We start from the raw sequence: 26,885 nt of genomic DNA, 5'->3' as shown, positions 1-26,885 counted from the left end.
CCGGTCACGGGTGACGGCCCGGGGTGCGTGCCGCCCGGGTGACGCCGAGCAGCACCAGCGCGGCGACCTGGATCGCGGTCACCACCGTGATCAGCAGGGGAATCGAGTAGCCGTACAGGCCGCCGGTCAGCGCGCCGCCCGCCAGGCTCGCCGCGCCGACCACACCGGCGAAGAGACCGTACGCGGTGGCGCGCCGTCCGCTGGGCACCAGGTCCGCGACGGTGGCGCGCAGGGTGGACTCCTGGATGCCCATGGCCGCGCCCCAGACCAGCGAGCCGGTCACCGCGACGGCGACGGTGTTCGTGAACGCCAGCGGCGCCACCCCGGCGGTGAGCACGGGCAGGGCGGCCAGCACGCGCGGTCCGAACCGGTCGTACAGCCATCCCGTGGCCAGTGCCGCGACGGCGTCCACGACCATCGCGGCCGCGTAGAGCACCGGCACCCACGCGGTGGCCAGCAGACGCCGCTCGACCAGGTGGTAGGAGAGGAGACCGAAGGTGGCGAAGCCGGTCGTGGTGGCCGCGGTGAAGGCGGCGTAGGTCCAGAAGGCCGCTGGCAGCGGCCCGCCTTGAGCCTGCTGCCGCGGCGCCGTACCGACGGCCGTCTCGCGTTCGTACGCCTCCGGGTCGGGCACCCGGGCCCTGAGCCACAGCAGCAGCGCGAGTACGGCGACACCGGGCAGCGCCAGCACGCCGAGCGCCGGTCCGTAGTCGCCGCCGGTCAGGGCGAGCATCCCGGCCACCAGTAGGGGCCCGGCCAGGGCGCCGATCTGGTCCAGGGCCTCGTGCACGGCGAAGCCACGGCCCCGTCCGGTCGCTGCCGTGGCGTGCGACAGCAGGGTGTCCTTGGCCGGGGAGCGCACCGCCTTGCCGACGCGCTCCGCGATCACCAGGGCGCAGGCCGCCCACAGGATGCCGACGACACCGAGCAGCGGAACCGACGCGACCGTCAGTGCGTACCCGGCGATCGCCAGCCCCCAGAAGCGCCCGGTGCGATCGGCCAGGGGACCGGAAACCAGCCGCAGGCCCAGAGCGGCGGCCTCACCGGCGCCCGTCACCACGCCGACCACCAGCGCGGAGGCACCCAGCGAGGCCAGGAGGGGGCCCGTGACCGAACGGGCGCCCTCGTAGACGAAGTCGGCGAGCAGACTGACCGTGCCGAACCACACCACGAACCGCCAGGGCCCCATCACCGGCCCCTGCGGGCGCGGGCCCGTGTCCCTCATCCTCATGAGCTCATCCTGTCGCGCCTGCCGGGACCAGTCCGCACCTTCACCTGACGGACCCATGAGCGACCGGTCCGCCGCCGGCCCTCACGACGGCGGCGAGCCGGCCGGCGACCCCACGTGCGAGGGAGCACTCGACTCGGCGTTACGACCCGCCGGTTGGGGAAGTTCCGGGCGGGGCGGCTGCCGGGGGCGAGACGGGGCCGGACACCGTGCGCGGCGCGCGTGCGGGAACGTCCGCCACGCGGGACCATGGCCGTCCGGGCGACCGCGGCGGTGCCCGGCCGAAGACGGGTGGCGAGGAGGATGCCGTGTGCCGGCTGTTCGGACTGATCAGCTCCCCGCTCCGCTCTCGTGCCACGTTCTGGCTGCTGGACGCCCCCGACAGTCTCAGCGTGCAGAGTCACCGCGAACCCGACGGAACGGGGCTCGGCTACTTCGACGCGGACGGCACGCCGGAAGTGCACAAGGCACCGATCGCGGCCTACGAGGACCGGGCCTTCGCCCGGGAGGCCCGGGACGTCGAGTCGGCCACCTTCCTCGCGCACATCCGCTACGCCTCGACCGGCGGGCTCGACGTGCGCAACACCCATCCCTTCGAGCAGCAGCGGCGGCTGTTCGCCCACAACGGTGTGATCGAGGGGCTGGACGAACTCGACCGCCACCTGGGCGAGGACCGCTCGCTGGTGCACGGCGACACCGACTCCGAGCGCTTCTTCGCCCTGGTCACGCGCGAGACCGCGGCGCACGACGGGGACGTGACAGCCGGCCTCGAGTCCGCGGCCCGCTGGGTCGCAGCGAACCTGCCCCTGTTCGCGCTCAACATCGTCCTCGTCACCGCGCGGGAGCTGTGGGCGTTGCGCTATCCCGCGACCCATGAGCTGTGGGTCCTGCGGCGCCCGGCGGGCGGTCACCAGGGATCGCGGCATCTGGACCACACCGGCCGGAACGGTCATCTGCGGGTGCGCTCGGCACACCTCGGTGACCGGCCGTCCGTCGTCGTGGCCAGCGAGCGCATGGACGAGAGCCCGTACTGGCAGCTGATGGCACCCGGCGAGCTGCTCCACGTCGGCCCCGACCTCGGGGCGACCTCCCGCATCGCACTCGCCGAGCCACCGGCCCGCCCACTCGCCCTGTCCGACCTGCGCCCCGACGCGGCGGCCTCCCAGCGGCCCGCGTAGCACGGGGGGGTGCCCGTGACCCGGCTCACCAACTCAAGACTTGCGCAACCCGTAAAATTTCCGGTGTGGAGACTACCGAAGTGACGGGTTGGGAGACCGCCGTGCTGGACGGGGGGCCGGCGGACGGGCTGCGGATGAAGGTGGCCGACCGACCGCGCGTGGTCCAGGTGACGTGTCCCTGCCCTGTCGAGGCCGCACCGCCCGGCGGCATACGCGCGGAGGCGGTGTACCTGTACCGCCGCGACTACACCGTCAGCACCGAGCCCCTGCGGTACGGCTTCGACGTCGCCAGCCCCTGAACCGGCGCGGTGCGACCGGCCGCGGGTTCGTCGCGGCCGGTCAGGCGTCGGAGTCGGGCTTGCCGCGCGCCGCGGCGTAGGCCTGTGCCGGTGTCATGGAGACGCCGTTGAGGGTGACCGTCCGGTAGGGGCTGACCTTGGCGCAGGTCTTGGCCTGGTCGGCGGTGGAGGCGTGCGCGTTGGACACAGCGGCCTGGGTGTCGGCGGGCGCGGGCGAGGAGCTGCCGCCCGGATAGCTGGTGCCGCTCGGCCAGTCGCTGCCGATCACCAGGGTCAGGCCCGTGCCGGTGCCCTGCTTCAGGTGCGCGGAGGACAGACCGAGCGCCTTGGCGGCCGTCTTCGCCTCCTCCTTCTGACCGGTGCCGTAGGTGAGGGTGGTGCTCGTCGCGGGGCTCGGTGCGTTGGCCGTGGTGGTGGCGGAGCTGAAGCCCTGGTCGGTCAGTGCGGTCGCGATGTCCGAGGCACGGCCGGTGACCGACGTTCCGTTCTCGACCGTGACGGCGATCCGCGACGCCGGTACGGCCGAGGCGGTGGCCTTCGCGGTCGCCGAGGCCGCCGCGGACTTCTTGCCGGAGTCCGTGGTCAGCGACTGGTCGCCCGCGATGGTGGAGAACAGGGTCCTGGCGCCCGCCCCCACGACCACCCGGTCCTTGTTGGCCGGGTCGGGGGCCGTCTGCATCGTCGTGAACGTCATCCGCTTCGTCGGCACCTTGTTCACGTCCGACGCGAGCGAGATCAGCTTCTTCACGCTGCCCAGGCCGTCGTCCACGGTCAGCGCCTTGGTGGCGGCGTCGGCGAGGTCGTAGACGGCGGTGGGGTCGGTGAGCGTCCCCGCGCTCTTGAACTGGCGGATCATCGAGCTGAGGAAGATGTGCTGCGAGATCGTACGACCGAGGTCACTGCCGTCGCCGAAGCCGTGCCGGGAGCGGACGAACTCCAGCGCCGCGACGCCCTTGAGCGTGTGGGTGCCCTTGGACAGCTTGAGGTGCGAGTAGGTGTCGTAGACGTCGTCGGTGACACAGACGGGAACACCGCCGACCGCGTCGGACATCTTCACGACACCGGAGAAGTCGAGCTTGACGAAGTGGTCGATCGGGATGCCGGTGAGCTGGTGGACGGTGGCCACCTGGCAGGCCGGGCCGTACTGCAGCGCGCTGTTGATCTGGCCGTAGTAACCGGACGTGGACTGACCCGTCTCACTGTCCTTGCAGGCCGGGACCTTGGTCATGGTGTCGCGGGGAATGCTCATCACGGTCGCGTTGGAGCGGTCCGCCGATATGTGCACCACCATCTGCACGTCCGCGTTGCTGCCGGTCTGCACACCGGTCTTCGAGCAGCCGCCGCCGAGCTTGCAGTCGGCCGCGCTGGTGCGGCCGTCCGAGCCCATGACCAGGATGTTGATCGGGGTGCGGCCGAAGGCGTCGGCCTTCTCGCTGCCGCCCTTGCCGTCGAGCGAGACGCTGTGGATGTTGCCGTTCAGGTGCTCGTAGAACCACCAGCCCGCGCCTGCCGTGACCAGGACGACGGTCGACATGCCTATCCCGAGGACCTTCAGCACCCGCCGGCCGCGGCCCACCGGACGGCCCCGGCGCCCCCGCCTGCCGCCCTGCGCGCGGGCAGCTGCCCGGACAGCGGCCCGGCCGCCCGGCTGGTGCGGCCCGCCGGGCTCGGCCGCCCGCTGTCCGGGCAGCCGCGCACCGGGGCTGCGCGTGGCCTGGCCGACGGGCCCGTCCCACGGGTCGCTCATCTCCCACTCCCATGAACGGTCGGGCCCGTCAGGCCGGGCCGCGGGGTGTACGGCCAGGCCCGCGCGGCGATGTACGGGCCGGTGGAGCGCGCCGCTCCACCTTGCTTGCGTAGTTGCGCAATCTAACAAACCTGGGGCCCGAACAGCACAGACACATACGCGATTCACAGTGAGGCATCTCATGGAACCGCCGTGCGAGCCCGGGTACGGGAGCCGGAGTCTACGCGCCCTGTACAAGAAAGAGGCCGGTGTGCGTGAGAAACAGGGGGCGCCGTCAGCCCTGGAGCCTGCGCAGACCCTGGACGGGGAGCGAGGCGTGCCGGGATCGTGCGGTCAGCTGTCCCACCACCACCCGGACCAGGGTGACGACGTCGGGGTCGTCGATGAAGTAGACCTGACGTCGGCCCTCACGGCGGGCGCGGACCAGTCCGGCGAGCTTCAGCTTCGCCAGGTGCTGGCTGACCGCGGGCAGAGCGCCGCCCACCCGGTCCGCGAGATGCGTGACATCGCTCTCCCGCTGTGACAGGGCCCACATCAGATGCAGCCGAGCGGGCGAGGCGAGCAACCCGAACGCCGCGGCGGCCTCCGCGAGCACCTCGGCGGGCGGGTCCTGGAAGCCAGCGGCGTTCTCCGTCAAGATCCTCTCCCGCCCCCGCCCTCGTCACAGCCGACGCACACGCGCCCACCCAGTGTAGGCGGGCGCCGCGGCGTCGCCGGTTCGGGCGGTCAGTCCTCGTAGTAGTTGTTGACGACCTCCGGCTCGTCGTCGTCGAACGCCTCGTTGAGCAGCGCGCCACCGATGAGGCCCGCCGCACCGGCACCGATGAGCGCACCCGTACCGAAGCGCCGGCCGCCGCCCTGCTGGTGGTGTTCGTGGTCCGCGTACGGCTGTGGGTACCCCTGCTGGGGATAGCCCTGCTGCGGGTAGCCCTGCTGGGGATAGCCCTGCTGGGGCGGCGTGTAGAACGGCGGCGCCGTGGTCTGGACGCGCTGCGCGCAGGAGCCGCAGGACTGGACGGGGCGGGGCACGCCCCACTGCGGGGACCACGTCACGGTCACGACGCCCGGGCCGTGCTGGGGGTCGAAGAAGCAGGTCATGGGGGAACTCCCGGTGGGTTGAGGGGATGTGGGGTACGCCGGGGCCGACGGGGCGGTGACCGGTGGATTCAGCGGGGCGGGCGGCACGGACGCACCCGCGCTCGGCTGCGGTGCCGGTGCGGTGAGCGGGGCCGCGCTCGGTGCCGGACTCGGCGTCGGTGGGGTGGCAGTGTCCCGCAGGACGGTCACGCCGTAGTCGGTGGCGATGCCGGCGAGTCCCGAGGCGTAACCCTGGCCGACCGCACGGAACTTCCACTCCGCACCGTGCCGGTACAGCTCGCCGAGGACCAGCGCGGTCTCGGTCGACAGGCTGCCGGCCGCGAGGTCGTAGCGGGCCAGTTCCGTCCCGCCGTCGCGGTCGAGGACGCGGATGTACGCCCGGTGCACCTGCCCGAACGTGTGGCCGCGGCTCGCGCCCTCGTAGAGGGACACCAGGAAGACGATCTTCTCGACCCGGTCCGGGACTCTGGTCAGCTCGACGTGGATCCGCTGGTCGTCACCGTCGGCCTGACCGCGACCGCCACCGTGGCGGACCGAACCGTCGGGACTGCTCAGGTTGTTGAAGAAGACGAAGTGCTCGTCGGACAGCACCGTGCCCGACAGGTCGCACAGCAGGGCACTGGCGTCCAGTTCATATCCGGCGTTCGCCTGCCAGCCCAGCCCGACCGTCACAGCAGTCAGCCCGGGGGCCTGCTTGCCGAGCGACACATTGCCGCCCTTGGTCAGGGACACACTCATCCACGTCCTCCGCAGTCGCTCATACTTCCCGCGTCCGTCATGACAAACGCCCGTGAGTCACGCACAGTTCCTCAATTGCGCAATGTCTTGATCATGTAGCAGAACCTCGACGGGTCGTCACCAGGGGCCAACTCCCTTGCCCGGCTCCGCCGTCCCACCCCTAGGCTTGCGCAAACAAGCAACTCATGCGTCGGCGTCCGGCCTGCTCGGAGCGGATCCCGACCCGACTGGAGGACAACACCGTGGGAATCATCGGCTGGATCATCCTCGGCCTGCTCGCCGGAGGCATCGCCAAGGTGCTGCTGCCCGGCCGCGATCCCGGCGGCCTGATCGGCACCACCCTCATCGGCGTCGCGGGCGCCTTCGTGGGCGGCTGGCTCTCCGCCCGCTTCCTCGACCGCCCGGTCGAGAAGCACTTCTTCGACCTCTACACGTGGGGCGCGGCGATCGGCGGCTCCCTGGCCCTGCTCATCGGCTACCGCATCCTGTTCGGCAACTCCCGCGACTGAGGGCAGCGACTGCTACACGTGGGCCTTGCACCCTTGCGACGCGCTGTGGGGCAGCCGCGTCCGCAACGGGACAGGGGGGTGCGGGGCGTATGAGTGCCTTCGTTCTGTGCGCGTGGCTGCTGACCGCCGCACTGCGGCTACCTCTCGACGGTGCGGGTCCGGCACGGTGGACTGCGGCAGCGCACGCCCGGCGTGACGCGGCTGCCGCTGTGGCTCGTGCTGCCGAACGGCATTTCCCGCTCACGGCCGTCGTCGACCACGGTACGACCGCCGGCGCCACCGTACTGCTGGTGCTCCTCGTCGTCCTGGGCTGAGGGGGCGTACCGGACAGGCGTGAACGGTCGTGTCGTGGGAGACCTGAGCGGGAGCCCGGTTCACTTCCCGGCGGATCGGCGGCGCACGGCCACCAGTGCCAGCCCGCCGACCGCCGCCGCGGCCACCGCGCCCGCGGCCAGCAGCGGCATGCCGTCGCTGCCCGTGGCGGCGAGGCTGCCCCCGGTACCGGCCGAACCGTCCGTCCCGGACACGCCCGAGGTGGAACCGGAGCTGCCCGACGTGCCCGAGGTACCGGCGGTGCCGGACGTCCCTGTCGTGCCGCCGGTCGACTGGCCGTGCGGGTCGTTGCCCCGGCCACCCGAACCCGTACCGCCCGTACCCGTACCCGTACCGCCGTCGCCGGGGTCCCCGCCGTTCGCGGTGCCGCCGGACGTGCTCGTGCCCGGATCGCCGTCACGGGTCACGTCGACGTTCAGGTAGGCCGTGTCGTTCGCCGCGTTCGTGTCGAAGGCGGGATGGGTGCCGTACACCGAACCGACCGACACCTTGCCCCTCGTGTCCTGGGCCGTCTTGCCGATCTCGAGGACGAAGGGGTAGTCGAGATACTGGTCGACCTCGATGGTGTGGTCGCCGGGCGCGCACACGTACGTCGAGTGGCCCGGCTCCGACGGGCCGGTCGGGCCGTCGGTGCCGAACGGCTCGCACTCCTCGGGAACCTGCACGGCCACGGTGCCCTTGGGGATCCGGACCATCAGGGCGGGCTGGTCGTCGCTCTCCTGTTCGCGGATCCAGCCGGGGCCGTCGTTGCGCAGCGTCGCGGTGACGGTCACCCGGCTGCCGGGCGCCCCCTCGGTCAGGTCTCCCTGCGCCTCGAGGTCGGCCGTGCTGGCGGCGGTCAGGGCCAGCCGCCGGTAGCTGTCGTCGAAGCCCTCGCCCGGTGCCGCGCCCGTGGGGCTCGTGCCGTACTCGACGGCCTCCATCAGTGCCTTGGGCAGCGCCTTGAACCGCACGGGCGTGGTGATGCTCGCTCCGGGCTCCACGACCTCGTCCAGCTCGCACAGCGCCTGTCTGACCTGGTCGGCGGCGGTCGAGTACGTGCAGCCGGCGAGGGGCGCCGGAAAGTCCAGGCCCCGGGTCAGCCGGATCCGGAAGGTCACGCCGTCGGCGGCCAGCGTGCCCTTGTTGGTGATGGTGACGGACTGGTCGTACACCTGGCCCGGCTTGGGAGTGGCGATCGGCAGCGTCGAGACCACCAGGTCGGGGGCGGGGTCCTCGGCGTGCGCCACGGGTGCGGCGAGCACGGGAACGCCGATGCCGATCGCTGCGGCGGCCACACAGGTCGCCGCGGGACGGAGGGCTGAGCGCACGATGGGTCTCTCCTCTGAGGCGCAGGGCGTGTCCCGGCCTGTCGGCCGGCTGATCATGTACTGGACTCCCTGCGAGGCCCGGAGGTTGTACGGACATGTGAAGGGACCCGGAGGTTGCCGGTGAGGACGTGCATCCTCGGCCGTATCCGGGGCAGCCGCCACGGTGAGGCAACCTCAGGTCAGAGATCGTCGAACGAGGACGAGGGACGCGTGGCAGACACCGCAGACACCAACGAGCCGGCAGGACTCGACCGGCTGGCCATCAGCCGTACCACCGTGGACGGCGTCACCGTGGTCACGGTGTCCGGCGAGATCGACTACCACACCTCCGGTCTGCTCCGCCGGGCGCTGATGCCCGAGGACCCCCCGACGACGGCTCGCACCGTCGCGGACTTCACGGGCGTCGCGTTCATGGACTCCAGCGGCATCAACGTCCTCATCGCCGCCCACCAGGCCCACGGCCCGGACGGCTGGCTGCGGCTGGCAGGCGTGCGCACATCCGTGCTGCGCACCCTGGAGATCGTCGGCCTCACCGACCTCGTCGACTGCCACCCCACTGTGAGCGCGGCCGTGGCCGGGTGAGGACGCCTGGCCGAGGGCGTGCCCCCGCGGCGGCCCGGTCCGGGGTCCGCGCAGGAGTCGTCGGGGCGGCCGCCGGGCCTGGTGGGGCGGCGGATTCCGTGGTGTGCTGGTAGTGGCGGGAAGGACCGAGAACAGACGCGGAGAAGCGGTCGGGAACCGCGCACCGCGCAATCCGGATCCGCGAGAAGCGGGTGGCCCTTCCCGCCCTGCGGTGCCGCCCCTCCCCTGCACCGGCGAACGGCCGCGGACGGGACCCACGTTTTGCGGATCCCCGTGCCACCGCCTCCCCTCGCCACTGCGGCTCACGCGGCACAGGAGTCACGAAGGACCGTGCCCGCACGTCCCCGCCGGCCGCCGCGACCCGTGCGGCACAGGGGCGATCAAGGACCGTGTCCGAGCCGTTCCCGCCGGGCCCGTGCAGCACAGCGGGGGTGGAGAGGCGTGAACGCGCCGTACCCGCGGCCGGTGACGACCCGTGGGTGCCTGTCAGCCTCGTCCACCGCTGAGGTTCCCCCAGCGCGGCCCGATCTGCTTCCACTCCTCGTCCCACTCGGCCATGCGCCGCCGGATCAGGCGGCTGCGGACCAGCCATCCCGCGCCCCAGACCGCCGCGCCGGCCGTCGGGGCGACGAGGGCACCGGTGAGAGCCGCCTGCAGGTCCGCAGCGGCGCCGGTGACGGGTGCCGAGACCACGCGGCCCGCGCGGTTGGTCCACACCGTGACCGGGGATCCGGCGGGGGCGCCGGGCCGGACCTTCGTCTGGTCGGTGTGCACTCGCCCGTGCTCGTCCGTCCAGCGCACCGCGACCCACACCCGCCCGTCGTCGTAACCGCTCCCGGAGGTCTGAGCCCCCGCCGCGCCGTCGACGAGCACGGCCGACACGGCGTGCACCTGGGCCTGCCGGGCGGAGAACGCCGCGTCGGCGGTCTGTACCGCCGCGAGTCCGGCGACGGCCCCGCCGAGCACGGCGAGCACCCAGGTCGCCAGGACGATCCAGGCCTCGACGACGTCGCTGTGCCGCCTGAGCGGATTGCGTCGCCAGCGCCACAGCCGTACCCGGGCGACCGTCGTGGGAGGTGTCCGGTTCATCGTCACCGCCTCCTCTCGCGCACCGGCGGCTTCGCCGCACACTCCGCGTCCACCGCCCCGGGGCGGGTTCCGTCCGGACCGGTGGCGAGCGGGACCGGGGAGGTCTCCCGGACCCGAGCGTGGAGTGCCACCCCACCATCGTGCACCTCAATCGGGATACCGGCGGTGTCGGTGCCGTGGAAGGGCGCACCGAACGGGCCCAGCCCCCCTCCCTGCCGGCCGCGGGGCCGGGACGTCCGGCCCCGCGGCCGGGGACCGAAGGGCACTGGGCGCGGGGAAGGAAGCGCAGGACAGTGGGGTCAGAGCGGCGCCGGAACCCCGCGGTGCCGCTCCGTCCCCCTCCAGCATGCCGCCTGCTCCGGGGCGCGGCCTTCCGGAGCAGGCGGGGCGACCGTCACCCACCCGTGAAGAAGCGAGCCATGATCCGTGACGACGGCCCGGCGCACCGGCGCACCGACCTCGACCCCGTCGAGGCCCTGCGGCTGCTGAGCAGCGTGCGCCTGGGCAGAATCGTCTTCACCCGGCAGGCGCTGCCCACGGTCCGCCCGGTCAACCATGTCCTGGACGACGGCGACATCGTCATCCGCACCCATGAGGGCGCGGCACTGACCGCGCACGCACGGCAGGGCGGCGGCCAGGGCGTGGTGGTCGCCTACGAGGCCGACGCGCTCGACCCGGACACGCAACTGGGCTGGAGCGTGGTGGTCACGGGCTACGCCCGGCTCGTCACGGATCCGGTGGACCTGGCCCGGATCCGGACACTGCTCGCTCCGGCGCCGCAGGAAGGCACGGACCACGCCGTGCGCATCCGGCCCTGCCTGGTCACGGGCGTCCTGCTCACCGACCCGGCGGCCACCGCGGTGCCGGCCCAGGGCTCCGGGGCCCTGAGCGGCGTCCGGCGCCTGGATGGGGGTCGTTAGGACGGCGTGAGCGGCAGGTCGTCGGTGTAGGCGTTCACCGGCTGGGCGATGGGGCGGGTGTCCTTGACGTCGAGGGCGGGCTGCGCGGTCTTCGTACCGAGCGCGCCTCGGGGGTGCCAGGTGCCGGTCACCGTGAGCCAGGTGTTCGCGGGCGGCGCCTGGGTGCCGTACACGCGGACCTTGACGGTCTGTGAGTCCGCCGCGCAGCACGTGAAGATGATCCGGGTCAGGTAGAAGCCGTTGTCGTCCTCGGCGGGGGTGACGAAGCCCGTGAGCTGGACGATCCGGTTCCTGATGGCCCGGGTGCGGTCCTGCTGGACGCGTTTGGTGAAGTCGGTGAGGGTCAGGGGCAGCGGTGAGGTCGCGGGAAGCGGCGTGAACCCCTTCTGCGCCGCGACGGGCTTGGTGTTCGAGCGGGCCGCGGTGTACGCCCCGAGGGCGGGAGGCGCGTAGAAGAGCAGGCTGATGGCCGGGAGGAACAGCAGCCAGGCGATGCGCGGGGTGCAGGCGTGGTCGTGGCCCTGTTCAGGGTCATGGCCGTGTTCAGGCTCGTGGCCGGCATGGGCGGTGGGCCCGGGTCCGTCCCGGACCGCCGCCGCGGCCAGGCCGAGCAGCAGCAGCACGACCCCGGAGGCGATCAGCACGGGGCGCAGACCGGCCTTGACGTACCGCAGGTAGATGTCGGTGAACAGGGCGGTGTGCAGCAGGCCGGCGCCGGTCAGCGTCAGGAGCAGGGCCTGGGCAGGGCGTTTCACAGCAGCGCACCTCCGATCAGGACGCTCGCGGCGACCGCCACGACGGTGGTGGCCGTGGAGAACCGCCAGGCGAAGGACCGCCCGAAGGTGCCCGCCTGAAGGGCGATCAGCTTCAGGTCGACCATGGGCCCGACCACCAGGAACGCGAGCCGCGCGGTCGGGGAGAACCCGGTGAGGGAGGCGGCGACGAACGCGTCGGCCTCCGAGCAGACCGCCAGCAGCACGGCGAGCCCGGCCAGGAAGAGCACCGAGAGCCAGGGTGACCCGGAGAAGGCGTCGAGGACGGAGCGCGGCACGGCGACGTTGAAGGTGGCGGCGGCCATGGCGCCGAGGACGAGGAAGCCGCCGGCGTTCAGGAAGTCGTGCTGGAATCCGAGCCGGAACTCGTGCCAGCGGCTGCGACCGTGCTCGTGACCGGTGTGCCGGTGCCGCAGGACGGGTCGCAGCCACTCCTCCTTGCCCAGCCAGAGCCACAGCCAGCCCATCACGGCCGCCGCGGCGAGGGAGGCGAGCAGCCGGGCTGCCACCATCGCGGGGTTGCCCGGGAAGGCGACGGCGGTGGCGGTCAGCACGACGGGGTTGATGGCGGGCGCGGAGAGCAGGAAGGCGAAGGCGGCGGCCGGGGTGACACCGCGTCGGATCAGGCTGTGGGCGACGGGGACGGAGGCGCACTCGCACCCCGGCAGTACCGCGCCCGCGACGCCGGCGACCGGCACGGCGAGGGCGGGGTGCTTCGGCAGGACCCTGGTGAAGAGACCGGCCGGTACGAAGGCGTTGATGGCACCGGACAGGGCGGTGCCGAGGAGGAGGAAGGGCAGCGCCTGGACGGTGATGGCCAGGCAGACGGTGCGCCAGGCCTGGACGGCCGGCTGGTTCAGCCACGGGGCGCCGGCGAGGAGGAGCACGGCCGTGGCGCCGGCCGCGATCGCGAGGGCGGCGCCGAGGGGCCACGGCCGGATGCGGCGCAGGGGCGGCGAGCCGACGGGGACGACCGCCACATCGTCGACCACATCAACCAATTCATCCGATTTTTCCATTATCACTCCGGATGTCGGTGTCTGGCCGACGATAAGCGAGACGCACGGTCCGGCCGCGTGTACACGCCGTCGCTTGACCGCCCCGTGCGCCGCAATGCGTCCCATTGGTGGCGCCGGTGGCTCTTCTCACACTTCGCCGGCCAGGGGCGGGAAGGTGACGGCTGCCACTTCGCGCGGTGCACGTTTTGTTTACGTTCGGGGCCATGTCGTCTCGCCCCTCCCGCACCGCCGCACGCACCCGGACCGGCCTCCTCCTGGCCTCCGTCGCGACCCTTCTGTCCGCCGGCGCCCTGCACCCGGTACCTGCAGCGGCCGCCTCCGCGCCGGTCACGGCCCCGCACGCCACGGCCGCCGTGCTGGACCTGGACGGGGCCGGGCGTACCCCCCAGGTCCACGGGACGGACAGTGCGTACGACACCGCCAGCATCGTCAAGGTCGACATCCTCGCGGCGCTGCTGCTCCGGGCCCAGGACGCGGGACGGCCGCTCACCGCCGGGGAGCGCGACCACGCCGAGCCGATGATCGAGCGCAGCGACAACGCGGCGGCCAACGCGCTCTGGCGGCAGATCGGCCAGGCCCCCGGGCTGGCGGCCGCGAACAAGCGGCTGGGGCTGACCTCGACCGCGGGCGGTCCCGGCGTCAAGTGGGGACTGACGCGAACGACCGCCAGCGACCAGATACGGCTGCTCAGGGCGGTGTTCGACGGCGCTGCGCCCGCGAAGTCCGGCTCCGGCGGGCTGAGCACGGAGTCCCGGACCTACATCCGCACCCTCATGGCTCACGTCGTCCCCGAGCAGACCTGGGGGGTCTCCGCCGCCGGCGGCTCCGGCGCCCCGCGGGCGCTGAAGAACGGCTGGCTGCAGCGCAACACCTCCGGGCTCTGGGACGTCAACAGCGTCGGCCAGGTGACCGTGAAGGGGCACCGCTACCTCGTCGCGGTCCTGTCGAACGGCAGCGCCTCGATGAGCGACGGGATCTCCCTGGTCGAGAGGACCGCCCGCCAGGCCGTCGCGTGAGCCCGCCCGTCGTCACCGGTCCACCGGGCGGCGGGAGCGGACGAGGGCGGTGACGGTGAGCGCCGCCGGAGCGGCCAGACAGAGCCAGGCGAAGGTGTCGCCGACGCGGTCGTAGAGCGTGGTGACGCCTCGCACGGGCACGTAGGCGACCATGGTCTGGCGGCCGGTCGTGAAGTAGTCGCCGGTGGCGAGGACGCGGCCCTCGTGGTCGTACGCCGCCGAGACGCCCTCGGCGTCCTGGCGGACCAGGGAGTAGCCGCCCTCGACGGCGGCCAGGACCGCCTTGCCGGTGTGCGCGCCGCCGTACTCCTTGGGCGGGCACGAGCATGATGTCGGCCCGGGTGCGCCTCAGGGCCGGGAAGTCGGCGTCGTGGCAGATCACGTTGGCGAGCCGGCCGTACGGAGTGCGGACGACCGGGACATGGCCGTCGCCGGGCGTGAACCGCTCCGAACCGGGGATGGGGTGGGCCTTCTGGTAGGTCCAGAGCACCGTGCCGCGGGGGTCGATCAGGAGCGCCTCGTCCCGGCCGTGGGCGGGCGCGGTGGTGCTGTACACGCGCACCCCGATCTCCAGGTACACGCGCGAGCGGCGGGCCTGTGTCCGGGCGGCGGCTACGGATGCGGGCTCCTGCTGCTCCTGGGCCCTGACGGCCTCCTCGGGCCAGATCACGATCTTGGCCCCGGCGGCGGCCTCGCGCCGGGTCGCGGCCAGCAGGTCCTTCTCGACCGCGGTCATCGCGGGCCGCACCGCCGTGGCGGGAGCCGCGGCGACGCCGCCCGGACCGCCGGCGAACCGGGCGAGCGTGCTCTGCAGCCGCTCGGTCACGGTCCGGGACGGGCTGACGCCGGCGATCCGTACGGTCGTGCTCTGGGGCGGGAGGAAGGCGAGCCGGGCCCGCCCCCGCGCCGGCTCCTCGCGAGCGGGAGACCCTCCGGCACATCGCGGCCGGCCGCACCCATCTGCAGACCGCCCGCCACATGGGACTGTCCACCCACCCCGGCCTGTGACCGGGAGGACCAACGGGCCCACGCACACGCGTGGGCCCGGTTCCCTCGGGGCGGTCAGCCGACGGTCAGGGAGAACGGCCCGGCCAGGACCGAGTAGCCGTCGTTGGCCAGGTAGTACACGTCGTACGTCCCCGCGCCGCTCAGTTTGCCGGTGGACAGGGTCACCGCGCCGCTGGCGTTCGGGGCGTAGGACCAGGTGAGCGAGGACTGCTTGCCGGGGGTGGCGCCCGCCGAATAGACGCCGATCCAGTTCTTGGCACTCACCTGGGCCGCCGACGGCACCGAGTAGCGGAAGGTGACGTTGCCCCCGTTCGCGACCGCGTTCAGGTCGCCGGTGAGCGTCGGCGTCGTTGCGGTGGAAGGCGCGAACGCGGCGTTGAGCGGAGTCGCGTAGGTGTCGTTGGCCGTGAGGCCGGGCAGGCCGAGAGCCGCCTCGATGGTGCGGCCGATGCCGTAGTGGTCGTAGTGCAGGGGGCTGCTGGTGCCGGCGGGGACGGTGGCCTGGGAGCCGACGAGGGTGGTGACGATGTGGTTGTAGCCCTCGCTCTGGCTCTCGTCCCAGGTCAGGACGAGCAGCGAGCGCTGCTGGGTCCAGGCCGGGGAGGCGAGGACCGGGGCGAGGGTCTGCTTCAGCCAGCCGTCCTGCGTCTTCAGGCTGGTGGCGTTGCCGTTGCCGGAGGCCTCTCCGTCGTAGTAGTCGTCGGCGGCGATCCAGGAGAAGTTGGGGGTGGTGGCCGCGGACCCGAGGTCGGTGGTCAGCTGCGTGGTGTCGAACAGGTGGGCAGCGCAACGGGCCGCGTCACCGCTGATGTCGGTGTAGTTGATGAAGGGCGCGTCGTCGGGCTCGTAGTAACTGTCGTTGTTGTTCTTGGTGTTGCAGGGTGTGCCCATGCCCTGCTCATAGGCCTTCCAGGTCTTGCCGGCGGACTCCAGGGTGTCGCCGAGGTTGCGCTGGGGCGAGTTGATGTTCGGGAAGTAGGTGGCGCCCTTGGCGTAGGTGTCGCCGCCGGCGACGGCCAGGTAGTTCTCGTCACTCGGGTGGTAGACGCCGTGGAAGTCCGTGAGCGTGGCGCCCTGGGTCATGAGGCTGTGCATGTACGGCGTGTCGGCCGGGTCGTTCATGACCTCGGAGTAGTCCGTGTTCTCCATCATGACCATGAACACATGGTCGTAGCCGGGGACTTTGGAGACGGGCGGGGCGAGGGGGGCCGGTGCGGTGACGGGCGTGTCCAGGGTGAGGGACAGGTTGTCGAGGTAGCCCGTCTCGCTGCCGGTCGACAGGAACTGCACCTCGACCTGGATGGACCGGGTCCCGCCGGGGACGGCCCCGGTGGCGCTGCGCGAGAGGAACTTGGTGGCCAGGCCCCGGTCGCTCGCGGACACGGTGGGCAGCTTGGCGGTGGCGCCGACCGGGCGGCCGCTGCCGTCGTGGAAGTGCAGGCTCACGGCAACGAAGCCGCTGTGGGTGGTCCAGCCGCCGAGCCAGCCGGACAGGTTGTAGTGCACGCCGCCGCCGTCGATGGCCGACGCGGCCGAGGAGACGTCGACGGTCTGGCTCATGGAGCCGTCGCCGAAGTTTCCGGGCCCGAAGAACGCCTTGCCCGGTGTCCCGCCGTCGCTCGGCAGCCCGAAGGAAGCGACGCTGTGACACATGACGTCCGGACCGCCGGCCTGGGTGGTCCAGCCGGGCACCGTGGTGGCCGCCGCCCAGTCTTGGGTGCAGTAACCACCGCTCTCCGCATCGCCGTTGACGATCAGGTTGCCGCTGCTCCCGGCCGCGTGGGCGGGAGCGGGAGCGACGACGATCAGCGCGCCGAGGAGGGCCAGGAGCCCGCCGAGGGATCTCCAGCGCAGTCGCATACGTGGTACCTCGTCCTGTGGGTGAGGATGCCGTGAAGGGTGATGACCTCACGGCCTGACTGTGCGCAACGAACGGGACATGAGTACGGGACGTCGCTGTCGAGCGGAAGAACCGCGACCAAACTTGACCAGACAAGTTCGCGGCGGACGGGGCTCGGTCGCCGTTCCGGACGCGGCGTGCTTTTCGGTTGCCGCGGAAGGGGCACGCGGTGGGGGTACCACTTCCGAGCGGAGGGGCGGTAGCACCATGGGCGAGTACGAACGTTCCCGCACGATGCCCGCACAGCCCGAGCAGGTCTTCGACCAGGCGGCCAACCTCGGCCAGCTCGACGCGTGGCTCCCGGACGCCCTGCACGTGGCCGCCGAGGACCCGCCCGCCGTGACCGTGCACGAGGACGCCTCCGGCGAGGACACGCCCGCGCTGCTGCGCTCCCAGCCCGACCAGATGCGGCTGGAGTGGGGCACCCGGGAGCAGGGCAGCTACGCCGGATGGCTGCAGGTGGCCGGGATCGGCAGCGGGGCCAGCGAGGTGACGGTGCACCTGTCGTTCTTCGACGAGGGCCACGACCCCGGCGAGCAGGCGGTGTACGACGCGCTCGACGGCAGTCTGCGGCGCCTGGAGGAACAGGTGCGCATACGCGTCGACAACCCGGCCGGCTGAGGTGCCGCACCCGGCGGTGACCGGGCCGGCGCTTGGGGGCAGCGGGCCTCGGGGAACATTGGTGCAGCGGTTGACGCCAAGCCAGTGATCATGGTGACGCGCAGGGTGTAGCCCTGGCCGCGCCGTACGGTCACGCCCTGGTCCAGCGCGGCCCGCTCGACATCGTCCAGCTCGGCGGACCGGAGGAAGTCGGCGACCTTGCCGGGCATGCCGAGGGTGACTGGCAGTTCCTGGGCCGGGGCGTCCTCACGGTCGGCGGCGGTGTGCTCGGACATGAGACCGGCGATGGCCGTGCGGATGGCGCAGCGGCTGACGTCGTGCTCGCGGACCAGGGCGGCGATGGATCAGTCGTCCATGAATGCGGTGCGGACGGTGTCGGTCTTCGCGGTCGGGACGGCAGGGCGGCGGCCGCCCTTGCTGCCCTTGGCCTCGGCGGCCCGCAGATCGGCGTCCATCTGGATCACGACGTCGGCGCCCTCGTCCAGCGCACGGGTCATTCCGGCGAGGCAGGCACGGCCCAGTCCGTCTTTGGCGGTGCGGTGCAGCACGCCGACGGTGGCCGGTGACTCGGCGGCGAGTTTGTCGGCGACCTCGCCCGTGCCGTCGGGTGAGTTGTCGTCGACCACGAGCAGGTGCAGGTTCGGCACCGGCAGGTCCGCGAGCAGGACGGGCAGGTTGTCCCGCCCGTTGCAGGTCGGTACGACGACAACGACCTTCGGGGATACGGCGGCCATCGGCAACTCCTGGGTCAGAGGCCTACACCCTCTTCTGTCGTAGATCGTGGCCGGCGCTGATGGCCGTGACGGCCAGGAGGCCCAGCAGCAAAGTCTCGACGAGGGAGCCGGGGCGAGGAGCGGTCCGGACGCTGGCGAGGAGGCTCTGGCTCGCTGCAAGGGCCAGCCCCGTCCCGATGTGCAGAAGGGCTGCGGACAGTCGGCGCGTGGTCGCAAGGGCGGCGGTCCGGGTGACGTGGGTGACGAAGATACACAGGCGGAGTGCGGCGAATCCGAGCGTGAGCCAGTAGAAGAGGACCACGGCGGCGTCGGCGAAGCCCGTGAGGTGTTCGGCCGTGCCGCTCCAGGCCGTCAGGCACAGGGCCGCTACTGCGGCGGCCGGGGCGGTCAGGGTGCGGACCGCCGAGGCCGTCAGGATGCGGAGTGCTGCGCCGCTCGGCCGGGGAAGCGGCGCTGCGAGGACGATGCCGAGCAGGAGCGGGGCGATCCACAGGCTGGTGGCGGGGTGGTGGATGTCGGCCGTGAGGGTGGTGGAGGGTTCGGCCGAGCGCAGCAGCAGTCCGGTGACTGCCGCGAGCGCGAACAGGGCGACGGTCAGGACGCGGCGGGTCTGGCCGGTGAACGTCTCGGGCCAGTCGCCGGGGTGCAGCCACAGCCGCGCCGCCCCCGCGAGGGTGTCGGGCCAGGAACGGATTCCCGATGCGGACACCTCGTGACGGATGTCCTCGCCCCAGCGGTCGCGCACGGGCGGCGGGTAGAGCCGGGTCAGGAGGGTGGCCGCGTTCATGCCGGGGTGATCCCGAGTGCGCGCAGGCCGGCGGCGGAGATGCGGGCCATCTGCTGGAGTTCGGCGCGCAGTTGGTCGCGGCCCGCGTCGGTGATCTGCATGGTGCGGTGGCGTTCCTGGGCTTTCGCCGCCTGGTCCGCAGGCTGGATCAGCTCGCGCGCCTCCAGCCGGGACAGTGCTCCGTAGAGGCTGCCGGGGCCGAGTTTGCGGCCGGTGAGTTCTTCGATCGCGGTGTTGATGGCGTATCCGTGCAGCGGGCCGTCCGCGAGGACGGTGAGCACGAGCATCTGGGCGTCGTTGCTGTGCATGGGCCTCCTTGTCTCCGGCCCACATGCTACGAGCCGCGATACTACTTGTCACGTAGTACGACACGCGTACTATGGCGGCCCATGGAACGTGTGGAGGAGAACGGCCGGGCCTACCCGGCAGTGGTCTGGACGAGCCTCAGCGGGGCCGGTGTGTTCGAGGCGTTGACGGTGCTGGAGACTCAGGACAAGACGGTCAGGGCGGCCAGCCCGTGGCAGGACGACCCGTACGACGTGGTGGTGTCCCTGGCTCAGTTCGCGGTGCCGGTGCTCGCCTTGGTGATCGCGTTACGGCTGCTCGTGTGGCGGGCACCGGGAGGCGCGGACCGGGTGCAGCAGACGGTGCGTGCGGCGGGGGCGATGGTCACGCTGGTCGGGCTCACGGTGGTGTCCGAGTGGGCCGCAGTCATCGCCGGGGCACCTGCCTCGCACTCGGGGACATGGCCATCGGCGCTGGTCGGCGGGCTGGTCGTCAACTCCTTGCTGACCGGGGTGGCAGCAGTGTCGCTCGGGCGATGTCGCCGTCGGCGCCGTTCGGTCCGCGGCCCGCGGACCGACTGGCTCGGTGACGCCGTCTTCCTCTGCCGACGGATTCCCGTGCTGCGGCGCCGGGTCGGTCCTGACGCGGCGGTCTGGGTGCGGCGTCGCGCGACGACGGTGTTCGTCACGCTGAGCACGCTGGCCGCGGGGGCCATCACCAGTGCGCAGGCCATCGGCGAACGCTGGAGGGATCCGCTGCTGATCGCCTGGTTTCTCGTCGTCGTAGCGACCTCCCACCTCGCGTTCTGCGTGATCAGCAACGCGGTCGCGGGCTTCATCGCCCGGCCGCGGCGCACCCGGCCCCGCCGTATCGCCGAGGCATCGGCCGTCGCCGGGTGCGTCGCGATCAGTGTCGCGACGGCGTTCCGGGACGCACTGTGGCCGATGTTCGGGACGGGCTCGCTGACGTCCGTACCGGCCATGGCCGCCCTCACACTCGGCGCAGGTCTGACCACGTCCCTGGTCACGGCCGCTCTCCTGCTCGCGTGCTTGCCGTATGACCCAGACGGCTTGCGCCGCCGCTTCGGCGCGGGCGCCACCCACCTTCGACAACCGGATACGCACCGGTGAAAGGCGTGACGATGGAACCGATCACAGCGCAGGAACAGGCAACACCGACGATCTACGCCCGCGAGCTGTCCAAACGGTACGGACGCAGACAGGCCGTCAGCGGGCTCAGGCCGCCGCTCCCTGCCGCGGTCGGCGAGACGGTGGAGACTGCCGAGCCGCCCACGGCCAATGCGACGCGCGACTACGCCTCGGCCACGACGATGTAGAACGTCACCGCAGCGAAGAAGGGGCCCCGCGCGAGATGGCTCAGCCAGGCTTCCACCGTCTGGTCGCTGAAGTAGCCGGCTTCGACGGCGCGCCGAGTGGTGCGTTCCAGGCCGAGGATCTTGTCCGCGGCCTGGACATCCCGGAAGAGCGGTGTGACGGGGATGACCGTGGGCACCGTGAAACCGCTCTCGGCAGCCAGCCGCGCCAGCTGCCTGCCGATCCCCTCGTTGCGGACCACCCGTTCGGCCACATGGCGGGTGTAGGCACGCGTCAGGTTGCTGTCCGGATGGTCGACGGCCAGGGTTTCCCAGTCGGGCTCGCCCATGACGAGCCGCCCGCCCGGCCGTAGGACCCGGCGGATCTCACCGAGCGCTGTCAGGGGATCTGTGACGTGCTGCAGGACCCGGTCGGTTCGGGCGCGGTCGGCGGTGTAGTCGGGAATCGGCAGGTCGTGGATGTCTGCGTGCCGGACGTCCACCATGGCCTGACCGGCGGTGCGTGTCCGCGCGGCGTCGACCATGTTCTGGTCGTGGTCGAAGCCGATGACAGCGCCGGTCGAGGTGACTGCCCGGGCGAGCGCCTGAAGGTCCGTACCCGGGCCGCAGCCGAGGTCGAGCACCCTGTGTCCGGCACGCAGGTCGAGTTCGTCGAGCATCCGCCGCTTGTAGGAGCGGCCGAGATCGCTCGTGGCGAGCCGGTCGAGATAGCTGACGGGATCGGGCGTGGCCGTCTCGAACGCAGATGGTGTCATGGGTCCAGTCAACCAACTACCCAGTCCGTCCTATGGGTTGTGTCGCGACAGAATATGGCTCGGCCGCTCAAGTCGTACCGATGCGCTACTCCGGATCAGTGTCTTCGTTGAAATTGCCCAAATGCACAGGGGCTTGATCAAGGCCCATGGCCGACAGGGCATCGGGCAGGAGAGGAGCCATCCTCTTCGGCCGGACGGTCTCCGCAGTGGTGGCGAGTTCCGCTGCCGACCACCAACGATGCCCGTAACGAGCCTCCTCCGTCCGGACGTTCATACGGCGGACCTCATCGGCCGTGACGCGGGCAAGGCGGTATTCCTCGTACTGGTCGAAGACACGGCCGTCGACGCTGAAGATCGCCTGCCGGGTCCAGACAACGGGGCTCAAGCGCCCAACGGGAAGAGACAGCGCCGTCTCCTCCCAGACTTCACGCACGGCAGCCTGAGGATAGTTCTCGCCGTCCTCGACAGCACCACCGACGGTGAACCACCATCGTGCCCCTGGGCTGCGCGGATCACGGCCGCACAGCAGGAGCAGACGATCGTCGCCGTCCACCAGGAGCACACGGGAAGTCCACCGCTGCGTCAGCGTCATGAACCCCGATGCTTCCACGGATCACATCGGCAGGAGAAGCACTTGATCCTCCCGCGGAGACATGAAGGCGGGATCATGGACGGCGGCACCCTCTACTCGAGCGGTGAGCCGGCTCGGGGCCGAGATCAACGGCTTGGCGTCAACCGCTGTGCCGATGTTCCCCAAGGCCGGCAGCGGCGGGACAGGGCACCGGGCGCCGGCCTGACAGGGCTCGAACAGCCGCCTGCTCGTTGAGGATTGAACAGGTCACGCATAAGGCCGACCATGACCATCCCTACATATTCCTTATTTGCCAGATGCCCTATTTGTCCGATTACCCTGGGCGGTCTTGTCGGACCGGCTACGGGAAGGACGGACGGGGCATGCACAGCGCACGGGTGCCCGCTCTCATGGCGCGGATCGCACGGGCCGGCGGCGCCGAGGCCGCGCGCGCCACCGTGGCGGCCGGTCTGACCTGGCAGACCTCCACGGTGCTGCTGCACGTCTCCGATCCCTACGCGGGTGCCGTCGCGGCTCTGCTCATCGTCGAGACGACGGTGGTCGCCACGGTCTCCGCCGCCACCCGCTACGCGGCGGGCTGCCTGCTCGGCGTGCTCGTCGCCGTGCCCGGCGCGCTGTACGCCGAGCCCGGCATGGCGGGCCTGGCGCTCGTCGTCTTCGCGTCGGTGCTGATGGCCCGGCACGGATTCCTCGGTCACCACGGCCTGCACGTCCCGACGACCGCCCTGATCACCTTCGCCCTGGTCCGCGGCCGCCACCCCGGTGAGCTGACGGCCCACCTCGCGGAGATCGTGGTCGGCATCGCCTTCGGGCTGGCGTGCAGCGCGCTGCTGTTCCCGGCCGTGCGCGTACGGTCCGCCGAGCGGGCGCTGGAGGACCTGCGGCTGCTGGTCGCCCGGCACCTCGACGGCCTGGCCGACGCGGTCGTACGGCACGAGCGGCCGCGCAACGCCCTCGGCCCCGCCTGGGAGGACGACCTCGGCACGGCACTGACCCGGGCCCGCACCGCCGTGGACGAGGCGCACGAGAGCATGCGCTGGAACGTCCGGCCGACCGCCCGGCGCCGCCGCTGGCACCTGGACCACCGGGTGCTGCGCACGCTGACCGACGTGGCCGGGCAGGTGACCGCGACGGGCCGGCTGCTCGACGCCCACCCCGACGCGGCCGCGTCTTCACGCGCCGGCTCCCTCTTCGCTCAGCCGTACGCCCGACTCCTGCGGACGACCGCCCTGTGCGCCTACTCCTGCCGCGGCGGCCGGCCGCACCCCGCTCTGCCCGCCGCTCGGCAGGCCCTCGCCCGGCTCGGCGCCCCCGACTGCCATCCGCCGGGCACGGCGGCCCCGGACCAGCGTCTGCTGCGCCCCCTGGAGTCCGCACTGACCTGTCTGTCGGCGCCCGCGCCCACGCCACCCGCCCGATCCCACCGGCTCCTCGATCCGCTACGGCCCTCACCGCGACGATGACCTCTCACACCGACCTTCGGGATCCGTCCACCGCCGAGCAGACCGCCGCACCCGGGCAGCGGAAGCCGGCACGCCGCCCCGGCACCCGCGCACTGCTGGCGCCGGCTCCCGTGCTGCTCATGGTGGTCGTCGCCCTCACCGACCTGCTCACCCCGGACTGGCTGCACGTCGCACCGGTGATGGCCGCCGTCCCGGTGCTCGCCGCCGCCCTGCTCCCGTGGTCCGCGACGGCGGTGCTCGCCTGCGCCGTACTCGTGATCACGGGGCTGCTGCAGTGGGACGCCGGCAGCTGCGGACACCCGGACTCCGACGTCACCCTGGGCAGCCTGTTCGTGGTCGGACTGGCCTCGCTGGCCGCCTGCTCACTGCGGCAGCGCCGGGAGCGCCAGCTGCGTCAGGTGCGCTCCGTCGCCGAGACCGCGCAGCGCGCCCTGATGCACCCCCTCCCCCATCGGATCGGCTCGCTCGCCCTGAGCGGCGTGTATCTGCCGGCCGAGTCGGAGGCGCGGATCGGCGGCGACTTCTACGAGGCGCCGCACGCCGTACGGCATGCGGATCGTGATCGGCGACGTACGCGGGAAGGGACTGGAGGCTGTGGGCGCGTCGGCGACCCTGCTCGGGGCGTTTCGCGAACTGGCCTACCGTGAGCCGTCGTTGACGAGGGTGGCGGAGCAACTGGACGAACGGGCCCGCCGGCACATCGCCGCGCTGGACGGCGCACCGGACGCGGGCGGACCCGAACGCCAGGGTACAGGTGCCCTGTTCACGGAGCGGTTCGCGACGGCGCTCCTGGTGGAGTTCCCGCCCGGCGAGCCCGTGGCCCGCATCGTGCACTGCGGCCACCCCGAGCCCTACGTCCTCCACGGGGGCGAAGTGAGACCGTTCGAGCCCGCACAGCCCGGCGAGCCGCTCGGTCTGGGCGATCTGCTGGAGACCGAACCAGTCGCCCAGAGCGTGCCGTTCGGTGCAGGCGACCGCCTGGTCCTGTACACCGACGGGTTCATCGAGGGCCGCGACCGCAGTGGCCGCTTCCACGACCTCGCCGCCCAGGTGCACGCGCACGCCGGCAGGCCGCTGGAGGCGATGGTGACCGCTCTGCGCCGCGACCTGCTGCACCACGTGCACGGCGACCTCGATGACGACGCGGCCCTGGTCGCCCTGGAACGCCTGCCGTGAGCACCCGGCACGCCGCTGGATCGGATGCGCTCGCCATACCGGTCCGGACGAGCCAGGTGACGTACGTCACGGGCGATGTCCGGCGGTGGCAGGGAGTACGACGCCCGCTTCGGACCTCTTTCCCTACGAGGCGTTCGTCCCGACGTCCCAAGGAGCTCCCATGTCGCCCCGGCTCAGCCCGTCCGAACGACTGATGCCCGAACTGCCGGGAGTCCGCCACTCCTACGCCGAGGTACGCGGACTGCGTCTGCACTACGCCGAGGCGGGCCCGGCCGACGCCCCGCCGGTGCTGCTTGTGCACGGTTTCCCGCAGCACTGATACGCCTGGCGGCACGTGATCCCAACCTGGCGGGACCGTCTTCTGTCAGTGGCCCGCTCACCCGAGTCCATTCGTCGTCCCTGAAAGCCTCACGTGGCGGACGACGACACAGCCTCGTCTTTTCACGGCGATAACACCGGCTCGGTGGCATCGCGATCCTTTCCGATCAGTCACCCCTCAGGCTCAGTTGACTCACCGTCGGAACGTCGCGCCGCGGGTGGAGGCACTCCTGCTCGCAGTCGGCGTGGTTCACCGCCCGGTCAGCGGGGTGAGCCCGACCCCCCTGACCCCCGCCCCAGCGGTCGGCACCGCGCGACGAGGTCCTGCGCCTTGTTCCCGGCCGTGTCGGTCGAAGGGCCGCCGTCCCCTGGTCGGCGCAACGGCGATGCGCCGGAGGGGCGAGGAACCGTGACGGGTGTGACCGTGGTGGAAGGCATGTGCGAGCGAACCGGTGGTGAGGAGGCTGCATGTCGGTCGTAACCGGCGAGGACGGCGCGGCGCTCGCCGCCCGGATGGACAGCGACGGAATCGGCGTGCCGGGCGGCGCCTTCGAGCAGGTCGGGGCCGTCGCCGACGCCGTGCTCTACGAGGGTTACCTGCTCTACCCCTACCGCCGGTCCTCACCGAAGAACCGGGTCCGCTGGCAGTTCGGCGTGCTGCTGCCGAGACCATGGGTGGAGCGGGACGGGCCGGTCAGACCGGGGCTCTCCGGTTCCGCGGACTCGTGGTACCAGCAGACCGAGTGCCTGCTGCGGGCGCCGGGCGCCGACGCGGTCGTACGGGTCCGGGTGCGGTATCTGCAGATGCAGGACAAGCAGGTCGAGGCGGCCGCAGGGGGCGGACGGTACCGCCCGGTCGAGTCGTTGCGGACGGCCGACGGCGCCGCGCATCTCTCCTTCGAGGAGGCGGTGCCCCGCGAGGTGGAGCTGGTGCTGCCGCTGGCGCAGCTGCTGAGCGGCGGTGGTACCGCCCCGGTGGGCGCGGCCGCCGGCACCCGGTCCGAGCCACTGCCGGACGGTTCCGGGCGGACGGTACGGCGGCGCCAGGAGGTGCGGGCGGAGACGACGGTCGTGGCCGAACCGCTCGGGCCACAGCTGTACCGGCTGCGGGTGCGCACCGAGAACACCGGCGAGGCTCCGGGCCGGGCTCGGGACCCGCACGCCCCTCGCCACGAGGCGCTGCGGCGGGCGCTGATCGCCACGCACACGCTCGTGGGAGGTGACGGCGTGGAGTTCGTGTCCCTGATCGATCCGCCCGAGAGTCTCGCCGAACAGGCACGGGAGTGCCGGAACGCGTTCACGTTTCCCGTTCTCGGCGGCCCGCCCGCGCGGACGGGGACCGCCGGTGTCATGCTCTCCGCCCCGATCATCCTCCCCGACCACCCCCAGGTGGCGCCGGAGAGTCCCGGCGATCTGCACGACGCGGCGGAGATCGACGAGATCCTCACGCTGCGCACGATGCTGCTGACCGACGAGGAGAAGGCCGAGGCCCGGGCCACCGATCCACGGGCCGCGCGGATCCTCGACCGGGTCGACACCATGCCCCAGGAGGTCTTCGAGCGGTTGCACGGCGCGATCCGTTCCCTGACACCGGTGCCGGCGCCCGCCGAACGGCCCGCCTGGTGGCAGGAGGGCGGCGATGACGGCCTGTCCCCGGCGACCGACACGGTGCTCGTGGACGGGGTGGCCGTCGGCGGCGGCAGCCGGGTGCGGCTGCGCCCGCGCGGTCGGGGTGCCGACGCGCAGGACATGTTCCTGGACGGGCGGACGGCGCGGGTCGCCGCGCTCTTCCACGACGTGGACGGCAGCGTCCACCTTGCGGTGACGGTCGACGACGATCCGGCCGCCGACCTGCACGGCTGGTACGGCCGTTTCCACTACTTCCGGCCCGACGAGGTCGAACCGCTCGGCCACACGGGCCCGCCGGGACCGGCGGGCCCGGTGGGATCCCCCGGGCCGCGCGACCCGCGGCCCCAGCGTCCGGCCGACCGGCCGGAGGAACGACGGTCCGATGGACGCCCCTGAGATGCCGGCCCACGACCAGCGTGGGACCGAGCGGCTGTTCCGCGGCGAC

General features: G+C 72.2%; 31 protein-coding genes and 1 pseudogene. 16 read left to right on the top strand and 16 right to left on the bottom strand.

Annotation, left to right across the window (positions count from 1 at the left end):
• Window positions 1-4 precede the first annotated feature (4 nt).
• Complete coding sequence (locus tag ACZ7HQ_RS26980) at window positions 5-1,231, bottom strand: MFS transporter (RefSeq protein WP_470994836.1); 1,227 nt, start codon at window positions 1,229-1,231, stop codon at window positions 5-7.
• Between the two features lie 305 nt (window positions 1,232-1,536).
• Between ACZ7HQ_RS26980 and ACZ7HQ_RS26975 the strand changes: the two genes are divergently transcribed.
• Window positions 1,537-2,406, top strand: a complete 870-nt coding sequence (locus ACZ7HQ_RS26975; protein ID WP_470994833.1) for a class II glutamine amidotransferase — start codon at window positions 1,537-1,539, stop codon at window positions 2,404-2,406.
• Between the two features lie 65 nt (window positions 2,407-2,471).
• Window positions 2,472-2,705 carry a hypothetical protein gene (locus tag ACZ7HQ_RS26970; protein ID WP_470994830.1) on the top strand — a complete coding sequence of 78 codons (234 nt, stop codon included), beginning with the start codon at window positions 2,472-2,474 and terminating at the stop codon, window positions 2,703-2,705.
• Window positions 2,706-2,745: 40 nt separating this feature from the next.
• On the opposite strand, the gene ACZ7HQ_RS26965 is transcribed toward ACZ7HQ_RS26970, so the two are convergent.
• From ACZ7HQ_RS26965 to ACZ7HQ_RS26955, 3 genes are all read right to left on the bottom strand, one after another.
• The gene (locus ACZ7HQ_RS26965; RefSeq protein WP_470994827.1) at window positions 2,746-4,452 is read right to left on the bottom strand and encodes an LCP family protein; all 1,707 of its coding nucleotides are present in this window, start codon (window positions 4,450-4,452) and stop codon (window positions 2,746-2,748) included.
• A gap of 274 nt (window positions 4,453-4,726) precedes the next feature.
• Window positions 4,727-5,092 carry an ArsR/SmtB family transcription factor gene (locus ACZ7HQ_RS26960; protein ID WP_470995313.1) on the bottom strand — a complete coding sequence of 122 codons (366 nt, stop codon included), beginning with the start codon at window positions 5,090-5,092 and terminating at the stop codon, window positions 4,727-4,729.
• Between the two features lie 86 nt (window positions 5,093-5,178).
• The gene (locus ACZ7HQ_RS26955; protein ID WP_470994824.1) at window positions 5,179-6,288 is read right to left on the bottom strand and encodes a TerD family protein; all 1,110 of its coding nucleotides are present in this window, start codon (window positions 6,286-6,288) and stop codon (window positions 5,179-5,181) included.
• A gap of 242 nt (window positions 6,289-6,530) precedes the next feature.
• Between ACZ7HQ_RS26955 and ACZ7HQ_RS26950 the strand changes: the two genes are divergently transcribed.
• A complete protein-coding gene (locus ACZ7HQ_RS26950; RefSeq protein ID WP_470995311.1) occupies window positions 6,531-6,797 on the top strand; it encodes a GlsB/YeaQ/YmgE family stress response membrane protein in 267 nt (88 codons plus the stop codon).
• Between the two features lie 89 nt (window positions 6,798-6,886).
• Window positions 6,887-7,111, top strand: coding sequence for a hypothetical protein (locus tag ACZ7HQ_RS26945; protein WP_470994821.1), 225 nt, complete (start codon window positions 6,887-6,889; stop codon window positions 7,109-7,111).
• Between the two features lie 60 nt (window positions 7,112-7,171).
• Here the strand turns inward: ACZ7HQ_RS26945 and ACZ7HQ_RS26940 are convergent, their stop codons facing one another.
• Complete coding sequence (locus ACZ7HQ_RS26940) at window positions 7,172-8,440, bottom strand: LPXTG cell wall anchor domain-containing protein (protein ID WP_470994818.1); 1,269 nt, start codon at window positions 8,438-8,440, stop codon at window positions 7,172-7,174.
• A gap of 210 nt (window positions 8,441-8,650) precedes the next feature.
• Here ACZ7HQ_RS26940 and ACZ7HQ_RS26935 point away from each other — a divergent pair, with 210 nt between their 5' ends.
• Window positions 8,651-9,022 (top strand): STAS domain-containing protein, encoded by a 372-nt coding sequence (locus ACZ7HQ_RS26935; protein ID WP_470994815.1) that lies wholly within the window; start codon window positions 8,651-8,653, stop codon window positions 9,020-9,022.
• Between the two features lie 486 nt (window positions 9,023-9,508).
• Here ACZ7HQ_RS26935 and ACZ7HQ_RS26930 read toward each other — a convergent pair whose 3' ends face one another.
• The gene (locus tag ACZ7HQ_RS26930) at window positions 9,509-10,111 is read right to left on the bottom strand and encodes an Rv1733c family protein (RefSeq protein WP_470994813.1); all 603 of its coding nucleotides are present in this window, start codon (window positions 10,109-10,111) and stop codon (window positions 9,509-9,511) included.
• Window positions 10,112-10,530: 419 nt separating this feature from the next.
• Here ACZ7HQ_RS26930 and ACZ7HQ_RS26925 point away from each other — a divergent pair, with 419 nt between their 5' ends.
• Complete coding sequence (locus ACZ7HQ_RS26925) at window positions 10,531-11,031, top strand: pyridoxamine 5'-phosphate oxidase family protein (RefSeq protein WP_470994810.1); 501 nt, start codon at window positions 10,531-10,533, stop codon at window positions 11,029-11,031.
• On the opposite strand, the gene ACZ7HQ_RS26920 is transcribed toward ACZ7HQ_RS26925, so the two are convergent.
• The gene (locus ACZ7HQ_RS26920; RefSeq protein ID WP_470994807.1) at window positions 11,028-11,786 is read right to left on the bottom strand and encodes a TIGR03943 family putative permease subunit; all 759 of its coding nucleotides are present in this window, start codon (window positions 11,784-11,786) and stop codon (window positions 11,028-11,030) included. The genes ACZ7HQ_RS26925 and ACZ7HQ_RS26920 overlap by 4 nt on opposite strands.
• A complete protein-coding gene (locus ACZ7HQ_RS26915) occupies window positions 11,783-12,823 on the bottom strand; it encodes a permease (RefSeq protein WP_470994804.1) in 1,041 nt (346 codons plus the stop codon). Before ACZ7HQ_RS26915 ends, ACZ7HQ_RS26920 begins: the two co-directional genes overlap by 4 nt.
• A gap of 203 nt (window positions 12,824-13,026) precedes the next feature.
• On the opposite strand from ACZ7HQ_RS26915, the gene ACZ7HQ_RS26910 reads away from it, so the two are divergent.
• The gene (locus tag ACZ7HQ_RS26910) at window positions 13,027-13,839 is read left to right on the top strand and encodes a serine hydrolase (RefSeq protein ID WP_470994801.1); all 813 of its coding nucleotides are present in this window, start codon (window positions 13,027-13,029) and stop codon (window positions 13,837-13,839) included.
• A gap of 12 nt (window positions 13,840-13,851) precedes the next feature.
• On the opposite strand, the gene ACZ7HQ_RS26905 is transcribed toward ACZ7HQ_RS26910, so the two are convergent.
• On the bottom strand, window positions 13,852-13,980 hold the full coding sequence (locus ACZ7HQ_RS26905; protein WP_470995343.1) for a hypothetical protein: 129 nt from the start codon (window positions 13,978-13,980) through the stop codon (window positions 13,852-13,854).
• Window positions 13,981-14,043: 63 nt separating this feature from the next.
• Between ACZ7HQ_RS26905 and ACZ7HQ_RS26900 the strand changes: the two genes are divergently transcribed.
• Complete coding sequence (locus ACZ7HQ_RS26900) at window positions 14,044-14,169, top strand: hypothetical protein (protein ID WP_470995340.1); 126 nt, start codon at window positions 14,044-14,046, stop codon at window positions 14,167-14,169.
• 49 nt (window positions 14,170-14,218) lie between these two features.
• On the opposite strand, the pseudogene ACZ7HQ_RS26895 reads toward ACZ7HQ_RS26900, so the two are convergent.
• Both ACZ7HQ_RS26895 and ACZ7HQ_RS26890 read right to left on the bottom strand, forming a co-directional pair.
• Window positions 14,219-14,575, bottom strand: a pseudogene (locus tag ACZ7HQ_RS26895) (nitrilase-related carbon-nitrogen hydrolase); the annotation flags it as partial.
• Window positions 14,576-14,901: 326 nt separating this feature from the next.
• On the bottom strand, window positions 14,902-16,707 hold the full coding sequence (locus ACZ7HQ_RS26890) for an alkaline phosphatase family protein (RefSeq protein WP_470994799.1): 1,806 nt from the start codon (window positions 16,705-16,707) through the stop codon (window positions 14,902-14,904).
• Between the two features lie 247 nt (window positions 16,708-16,954).
• Here ACZ7HQ_RS26890 and ACZ7HQ_RS26885 point away from each other — a divergent pair, with 247 nt between their 5' ends.
• Window positions 16,955-17,368, top strand: a complete 414-nt coding sequence (locus ACZ7HQ_RS26885; protein ID WP_470994796.1) for an SRPBCC family protein — start codon at window positions 16,955-16,957, stop codon at window positions 17,366-17,368.
• Window positions 17,369-17,712: 344 nt separating this feature from the next.
• On the opposite strand, the gene ACZ7HQ_RS26880 is transcribed toward ACZ7HQ_RS26885, so the two are convergent.
• From ACZ7HQ_RS26880 to ACZ7HQ_RS26870, 3 genes are read right to left on the bottom strand one after another with little or no spacing between them, the layout of a single operon-like run.
• Window positions 17,713-18,102 carry a glycosyltransferase gene (locus tag ACZ7HQ_RS26880; RefSeq protein WP_470994793.1) on the bottom strand — a complete coding sequence of 130 codons (390 nt, stop codon included), beginning with the start codon at window positions 18,100-18,102 and terminating at the stop codon, window positions 17,713-17,715.
• A 22-nt stretch (window positions 18,103-18,124) separates the two neighbouring features.
• Complete coding sequence (locus ACZ7HQ_RS26875) at window positions 18,125-18,889, bottom strand: hypothetical protein (RefSeq protein ID WP_470994790.1); 765 nt, start codon at window positions 18,887-18,889, stop codon at window positions 18,125-18,127.
• Window positions 18,886-19,197: a PadR family transcriptional regulator gene (locus ACZ7HQ_RS26870; RefSeq protein ID WP_470994788.1), complete on the bottom strand. Its 312-nt coding sequence runs from the start codon at window positions 19,195-19,197 to the stop codon at window positions 18,886-18,888. Before ACZ7HQ_RS26870 ends, ACZ7HQ_RS26875 begins: the two co-directional genes overlap by 4 nt.
• A gap of 81 nt (window positions 19,198-19,278) precedes the next feature.
• On the opposite strand from ACZ7HQ_RS26870, the gene ACZ7HQ_RS26865 reads away from it, so the two are divergent.
• Both ACZ7HQ_RS26865 and ACZ7HQ_RS26860 read left to right on the top strand, forming a co-directional pair.
• A complete protein-coding gene (locus tag ACZ7HQ_RS26865; RefSeq protein WP_470994785.1) occupies window positions 19,279-20,304 on the top strand; it encodes a hypothetical protein in 1,026 nt (341 codons plus the stop codon).
• A gap of 11 nt (window positions 20,305-20,315) precedes the next feature.
• Window positions 20,316-20,510, top strand: coding sequence for a hypothetical protein (locus tag ACZ7HQ_RS26860; protein WP_470994782.1), 195 nt, complete (start codon window positions 20,316-20,318; stop codon window positions 20,508-20,510).
• Here the strand turns inward: ACZ7HQ_RS26860 and ACZ7HQ_RS26855 are convergent.
• Window positions 20,486-21,262, bottom strand: a complete 777-nt coding sequence (locus ACZ7HQ_RS26855) for a methyltransferase domain-containing protein (protein ID WP_470994779.1) — start codon at window positions 21,260-21,262, stop codon at window positions 20,486-20,488. The two genes, ACZ7HQ_RS26860 and ACZ7HQ_RS26855, sit on opposite strands and share 25 nt — an antisense overlap.
• 85 nt (window positions 21,263-21,347) lie before the next feature.
• A complete protein-coding gene (locus tag ACZ7HQ_RS26850) occupies window positions 21,348-21,854 on the bottom strand; it encodes an NUDIX hydrolase (RefSeq protein ID WP_470994776.1) in 507 nt (168 codons plus the stop codon).
• Between the two features lie 362 nt (window positions 21,855-22,216).
• On the opposite strand from ACZ7HQ_RS26850, the gene ACZ7HQ_RS26845 reads away from it, so the two are divergent.
• The 5 genes from ACZ7HQ_RS26845 (at window position 22,217) to ACZ7HQ_RS26825 (ending at window position 26,836) form a co-directional block, all read left to right on the top strand.
• Window positions 22,217-23,317 carry an aromatic acid exporter family protein gene (locus ACZ7HQ_RS26845; protein WP_470994773.1) on the top strand — a complete coding sequence of 367 codons (1,101 nt, stop codon included), beginning with the start codon at window positions 22,217-22,219 and terminating at the stop codon, window positions 23,315-23,317.
• Window positions 23,314-23,964, top strand: coding sequence for a hypothetical protein (locus ACZ7HQ_RS26840; protein ID WP_470994770.1), 651 nt, complete (start codon window positions 23,314-23,316; stop codon window positions 23,962-23,964). Before ACZ7HQ_RS26845 ends, ACZ7HQ_RS26840 begins: the two co-directional genes overlap by 4 nt.
• Window positions 23,867-24,493: a PP2C family protein-serine/threonine phosphatase gene (locus ACZ7HQ_RS26835; RefSeq protein ID WP_470994767.1), complete on the top strand. Its 627-nt coding sequence runs from the start codon at window positions 23,867-23,869 to the stop codon at window positions 24,491-24,493. The genes ACZ7HQ_RS26840 and ACZ7HQ_RS26835 overlap by 98 nt, the downstream gene beginning before the upstream one ends.
• Before the next feature lie 160 nt (window positions 24,494-24,653).
• Window positions 24,654-24,812 (top strand): hypothetical protein, encoded by a 159-nt coding sequence (locus tag ACZ7HQ_RS26830; protein ID WP_470994764.1) that lies wholly within the window; start codon window positions 24,654-24,656, stop codon window positions 24,810-24,812.
• Window positions 24,813-25,324: 512 nt separating this feature from the next.
• Window positions 25,325-26,836, top strand: a complete 1,512-nt coding sequence (locus ACZ7HQ_RS26825) for a hypothetical protein (protein WP_470995308.1) — start codon at window positions 25,325-25,327, stop codon at window positions 26,834-26,836.
• Window positions 26,837-26,885: the final 49 nt, after the last annotated feature.

The sequence above is a fragment of the Streptomyces sp. NPDC037290 genome, assembly GCF_055603245.1.
Note: the sequence above shows the minus strand (reverse complement) of the source record. Positions and strands in the feature narration are given on the sequence as shown.